The following is a 4,355-nucleotide window of genomic DNA, read 5'->3' as shown; positions in this document are numbered from 1 at the left end:
TGAAACCAAGAATAACGGAAAACGGAATTGATTATATCCTTGTCGGAGATTACTACATCCCGGACTTGAAACTGTCGGAAGAACGCCGCCCCATCGGAAAGTATGGACGGATGCACCGGGAATATTTAAGAGAAGTCCACCCAGCCAGATTGAACACATTGATACTGACCGGAGAATTGTGGACATATCTTGCAGACCTGAACGAACAGGCACAGGAACGGTTAGACACTATCATGGAGCAGATGAAAGCTGCCGAGGGCGTGACCGAGGACTTGAAGCGTACCCGTCAAATGGAATGGGTGCAGCGGTGCAATAATATCCACAACCGGGCAGAAGAAATTGTTTTGCATGAGATGATTTATTCATAACGGTATGATAGAATGATTATGACAAATCGGAATTTGAGGAGGTGTTCATATGAAGAGAGCATTGCTTTTTATTTTCATGACGGTTTGTGTATTAGGAATGTCCGCCTGCAGCAGCAAAGACGCCATGCCAGAAACATCAGATTCTGCCAGCAATCCGGTTCAGAATACAGATATCAGTAATCTGAATGGAGGAAAAATCTGGTCTGAACAAGATATTGTGTCGATGTTCTCTCTTGTGCAAGAAACAGATTGGGAATACATAGACTGTGTTTTAATTCCAGATCATGCTAGTGACCGTGTTGGTGCAGTACTCTTCCGGAACGATAAGGAGCAAACAAGCAATGTTGCGTTCTTTGATGCAGACGGATACTTTCAACAGTATGGCACATATGCAAGAATGTCTGACGAACCTGATTTTCAGTATCTCGGAGGTGGTGCGGTAACATTTAAGCTGGAAACAGAAGATGGTATAATCTATAACTACACGATCACAATCTCGATCGATGACAGTAATGTGAATTTTAAAGCGGAAGATGATTTGCCAAAATAAATTCCAGTTTGTCGTTCTAAAAATTCAACTGAATAATCCCAGCAAAAACCGCTGCTACATGGAAGCCAACAAACCATGCAACAGCGGTTTTTCTTTACCGTTTTTTCCTCTGGCTGATAGGCGTTCCCATTTTCTTTGACTTTTTGAGAATACGAATGAGCCAGCGAAATTCTTCGTCTGACAGATTTTTGTAGTTGATACCAAGCTGCTTGCAGTAAAGGACAACCAGCTTTTCATCCCGGCTGCCCTTGAAATTTTCGACCGCTTCCAGATTTTCTTTCAGTTCATTGGCAACAGTGGTCTGGGGTGCACTCTCACTGTCCTTTTTATGGGCTTCCCGAATATCCCGGATAATGAGGTTGAGGTCATCCAGAACCATGTGGCTGAAATATTCATCATCGCTGATATGGGCGGCTTGCAACACTTTCAAATGGGGGTCATCTTCGCCGGGGCGATACCGTTCAATGATTTCATGCCGGACGGTATCGACAAGGGCGTTGAGGTTCTGAATCTGCATGGTGGCAATCCCATCCACATAAATCTCAATGTCCGCAAGAAACTTGATAAAGTCCTTATGGGTGGCAAGTTCGCAGAGCAGACGGTTGTTAATCCGACCGCTTTTCAGAAGTGCTACCATCTCATCACTCAAATGCAGCTCCCTTAATGGCGTGTTGATCTCCGCCCGGTTCTCTGTCCGGCAAAAGAGATAATCGAGGGACACCCCATAAAAATCTGCCAGCAGGATAAGGTTACCATGATTGATTTCCTTATAGTCATCTTTTTCATAACTGCCAAGAGCCGATTTTGAAATACCCGTTTGCTCTGCCAGTTCTTCCAGTTTTAATCCTTTGTTTAATCGTAAATCTTTTAGCCGTTCCTGTATTGTAGTAGCTCCGTTCATTGAAGCAGTTCCTCCTTCTGACGACATTTATAACCGTTGAATTGATTATACCATATCAATTCCGCAATCGTGGAAATTTCTGATTTTTCCCCGAATTCCTACTTTGTGGACATACGGCACAGGGCACAAAAATGTTCTATGATACAGGTAGTTCATCGATGGATTATTCCAATCGAATGACCAGCCTGTGTGGGATATGCTTCCCCGGCGATGTAGTGCCATGACTTTTGGCAGGGATGTGGAGGAACCCTGACCAAAACGAGCATACCAAAGGGAGCGATACGCCGCTGTGAGATTCAGGGGAGGAACGACACCGGGGAGAACTGGCGAACTGACACCGAAATGATACCGAAACACGACAATCTGATAGGGGGACAGTCTACCCTATCGCTGATACTTCGGGAGATTTTAAGCGGCTCTATGGCTGTAATTTTGCCGAAAATCGCCCCGAAACCATACACGAAAACGGGAGGAAGCGCAATATGCCGAGAATGAGCAAAAAGAGGAAGCATGAGCTTTCCTTTTACCTCAATGACCGGGGGCGTGTCACTTACAACGAATTATGCCGGAAATGCCAGCATGGGTGCAGGCAGAGCTTCCGGGCGGTTGTGATTCACTGCCCCCGTTATTTATCCAAACGAGCAAAGAAAAAGGAGGAACACACCGAATGAATTTTGAATTTATGACGATAGACACACCATTGCCGCCCTGTATGGCTTTTCCAAGAGCGTTGACAGGGTTTCCAGTCAGCAGCACCGCAAAGGTCATGTACTGCCGGATGTTGGACGCTATGCTCTCCAATGGGCAGGAGGACGAGAACGGAATCCTGTTTGTCTGCTTCCCTGTCACAGCCATTGCCGCAGTCCTGTCCCGCAGCCCCATGACGGTCAAGCGTTCTTTGAATGAACTGGAAACCGCCGGACTTATCATGCGGGTGCGTCAGGGAGTTGGAGAACCAAACCGAATTTATGTGCTGATACCGGGAAAGGAGGATGCTGCCCTTGCCTGATACCTCAAAGCTGGAAAAGCTCAACCGGGAGCTGGAAAAAAGCGAAAAGAAGCTGCGGAAAGCCATCAATGATGAAAAGGCGTTGCAGCACCAGTTAAAGCAGCTTACCCGAAAGGAACGGACGCACCGGCTCTGCACTCGTGGCGGTATGCTGGAAAGTTTTCTGCAAGAACCGGAACGCCTGACAGACGATGATGTCATGCTGTTGTTGAAACTCATTTTTCACAGACAGGACACGCAGGAACTATTGAAAAAACTGCTGGAACGGGAGAAGCCGGAAACCCCTTAGTTTACTAAGGGCGCAATTATACACCACCCAGAGGTTGGTGCATTGCGTTCTCCGAAGGCTCCTCGCCGGAGGGCTGTGATTTTCCGCAGTCAAGGTCTGCTCCAAATCATACAGGGGACGCTACGCTTCCCCTGCGCTGGCTGCCGCCAGCTACCCTTTTGTGGACTTGCCATCTGGGGACACCTTGCGCTGTAAGCTGTTCCCAGCCGACAAGTTTCATAAAATATGCTATCTTTTCGATAATCGATGAAGTATAATAAAGTCAGAAATAAATCAGGAATTTGAGGTCAAGGCTTAAACGGGAGGTTTATATGAAAAAATACCAATGTCCTTGCTGCGGATATTTTACCTATAATGTTCCGGCAAATGAAGATTGTGGGTATATCTGTCCCGTTTGTTTTTGGGAGAATGACCCGTTCATTGCTTCTGATAACGAACCAAGCGACTCTAATCATGGAATAACACTAAAAGAAGCAAAATTAAATTTCTCAACATTCGGAGCTTGTGAAAAAGAAATGGTGTGTTATGTCCGACTACCAAGAGATGATGAAAAAGAAATTTCATAGTAGTGTGTAAAGGAGAATCAAATGAAGCATAAAAAGTTTTTGTTAATTGCACTGATATGTTTAATCGGTATAGGTATTAGCTTTCTTTTGTTTTCTGCTCATAGACCATTCAAAGATTTAGAGGCAGCAGATATTACTTCGGCAAGTGTTCGGTTATCGCCACCTGATACAACAATTCAGATAGTAGAAACAGAGGAATTAGTATCATATCTCAATGAGGTAGTTATTTACAATAAGGACAACTCATATACAGAATATGCCGGACAAGCAGTTATTTTCACTCTGTCTTTGGCAGATGGTTCTCAAGTGGAGATTATAGCATACAATCCATTTATTATAATTGACGGTATTGGTTATAAATGCAAATATGAACCTTGTGAAGCTCTTAATCATTATGCTAATGAGCTAATGACAAGAGAACCATAATTTTTAAGTGTACCATCTACCCATCGGGTCAACTTGTCCCGAACTTTTACAGCTAAATATCCGCCGCCCTCACAGCGGCACACCGAGCAGGAAATCTGAAAAAGGTCTCCTGCTTTTTTTCTGCCAAAATGAGGTGGTAAAACGCCACCCCATCCACCAATTACCGAAAGGAGGGACACGAAATGCCCTGCCCACACAACGAAATCACGATTGTTCAGCGCAGCCAGCGGCAGTCTGCGGTTGCCG

At 45.1% G+C, this 4,355-nt stretch carries 9 protein-coding genes; 7 read left to right on the top strand and 2 right to left on the bottom strand.

Translation table 11 applies throughout. The annotated features are described in order from the left end of the window. On the top strand, window positions 1-368 hold a 368-nt coding region (locus tag LIZ87_RS21940), incomplete at its 5' end, for a TnpV protein (protein WP_227149209.1). Between the two features lie 49 nt (window positions 369-417). Next, the gene (locus tag LIZ87_RS21935) at window positions 418-918 is read left to right on the top strand and encodes a hypothetical protein (protein WP_002594812.1); all 501 of its coding nucleotides are present in this window, start codon (window positions 418-420) and stop codon (window positions 916-918) included. 94 nt (window positions 919-1,012) lie between these two features. On the opposite strand, the gene LIZ87_RS21930 is transcribed toward LIZ87_RS21935, so the two are convergent. After that, entirely contained in the window at window positions 1,013-1,819 is an 807-nt protein-coding gene (locus tag LIZ87_RS21930; protein WP_002594811.1) for a helix-turn-helix domain-containing protein, read from the bottom strand. 482 nt (window positions 1,820-2,301) lie between these two features. Between LIZ87_RS21930 and LIZ87_RS21925 the strand changes: the two genes are divergently transcribed. The 5 genes from LIZ87_RS21925 (at window position 2,302) to LIZ87_RS21905 (ending at window position 4,109) form a co-directional block, all read left to right on the top strand. After that, complete coding sequence (locus LIZ87_RS21925; RefSeq protein ID WP_002594810.1) at window positions 2,302-2,490, top strand: hypothetical protein; 189 nt, start codon at window positions 2,302-2,304, stop codon at window positions 2,488-2,490. After that, entirely contained in the window at window positions 2,487-2,828 is a 342-nt protein-coding gene (locus tag LIZ87_RS21920) for a DeoR family transcriptional regulator (RefSeq protein ID WP_002594809.1), read from the top strand. Before LIZ87_RS21925 ends, LIZ87_RS21920 begins: the two co-directional genes overlap by 4 nt. Continuing rightward, on the top strand, window positions 2,821-3,117 hold the full coding sequence (locus tag LIZ87_RS21915; RefSeq protein ID WP_002594808.1) for a DUF3847 domain-containing protein: 297 nt from the start codon (window positions 2,821-2,823) through the stop codon (window positions 3,115-3,117). The genes LIZ87_RS21920 and LIZ87_RS21915 overlap by 8 nt, the downstream gene beginning before the upstream one ends. Window positions 3,118-3,428: 311 nt before the next feature. Next, complete coding sequence (locus LIZ87_RS21910; RefSeq protein ID WP_002594807.1) at window positions 3,429-3,683, top strand: CPCC family cysteine-rich protein; 255 nt, start codon at window positions 3,429-3,431, stop codon at window positions 3,681-3,683. Between the two features lie 21 nt (window positions 3,684-3,704). Further along, the gene (locus LIZ87_RS21905) at window positions 3,705-4,109 is read left to right on the top strand and encodes a hypothetical protein (RefSeq protein ID WP_002594806.1); all 405 of its coding nucleotides are present in this window, start codon (window positions 3,705-3,707) and stop codon (window positions 4,107-4,109) included. Here the strand turns inward: LIZ87_RS21905 and LIZ87_RS21900 are convergent. After that, on the bottom strand, window positions 4,076-4,355 hold a 280-nt coding region (locus LIZ87_RS21900), incomplete at its 5' end, for a hypothetical protein (protein WP_227149208.1). The two genes, LIZ87_RS21905 and LIZ87_RS21900, sit on opposite strands and share 34 nt — an antisense overlap.

It is taken from the genome of Lacrimispora sp. 210928-DFI.3.58, assembly GCF_020554865.1.
Classification (GTDB): Bacteria; Bacillota; Clostridia; order Lachnospirales; family Lachnospiraceae; genus Enterocloster.
The sequence above is the reverse complement of the archived record's forward strand: the minus strand, read 5'-3'. Positions and strand labels throughout refer to the sequence as shown.

Bases quoted from the DNA above. Each gene is read 5' to 3' on its own strand.
- LIZ87_RS21905 (WP_002594806.1), top strand. From the start codon at position 3,705: ATGAAGCATAAAAAGTTTTTGTTAATTGCACTGATATGTTTAATCGGT.
- LIZ87_RS21930 (WP_002594811.1), bottom strand. From the start codon at position 1,819: ATGAACGGAGCTACTACAATACAGGAACGGCTAAAAGATTTACGATTA.
- LIZ87_RS21920 (WP_002594809.1), top strand. From the start codon at position 2,487: ATGAATTTTGAATTTATGACGATAGACACACCATTGCCGCCCTGTATG.
- LIZ87_RS21925 (WP_002594810.1), top strand. From the start codon at position 2,302: ATGCCGAGAATGAGCAAAAAGAGGAAGCATGAGCTTTCCTTTTACCTC.
- LIZ87_RS21910 (WP_002594807.1), top strand. From the start codon at position 3,429: ATGAAAAAATACCAATGTCCTTGCTGCGGATATTTTACCTATAATGTT.
- LIZ87_RS21935 (WP_002594812.1), top strand. From the start codon at position 418: ATGAAGAGAGCATTGCTTTTTATTTTCATGACGGTTTGTGTATTAGGA.